1 protein-coding gene is annotated in these 284 nt (G+C 51.8%); it reads right to left on the bottom strand.

Annotation, left to right across the window (positions count from 1 at the left end):
• The coding region (locus tag AB4653_RS27900; protein WP_372105878.1) for an FAD-dependent oxidoreductase at positions 1-284 on the bottom strand (284 nt) is incomplete at both ends.

The following is a 284-nucleotide window of genomic DNA, read 5'->3' as shown; positions in this document are numbered from 1 at the left end:
GTTACCACCACCGATAACCGCTGTTTTCTTACCTTTGAATAAAGGACCGTCACAGTGTGGGCAGTAAGCGACGCCTTTATTGCGGTAATCTTGCTCACCCGGAACATTCATTTCACGCCAGCGAGCACCGGTACTGGTGATAACCGTGCGAGATCGTAATGTTGCGCCGCTCTCTAGTTCGACGTGGATGTAACCGTCGCCTGTGTCTTCGGCTGCGATGATGTTTGCAGCGCGCTGCTCAGTCATTATCTCAACACCGTACTCTTTTACGTGCTCTTCAAGGC

Origin of the sequence: Vibrio sp. 10N.222.48.A3 (genome assembly GCF_041475345.1) — a bacterium.
GTDB classification, from domain to species: Bacteria; Pseudomonadota; Gammaproteobacteria; order Enterobacterales; family Vibrionaceae; genus Vibrio; species Vibrio tasmaniensis_A.
This window is presented reverse-complemented; position numbering and strand designations above follow the sequence as displayed.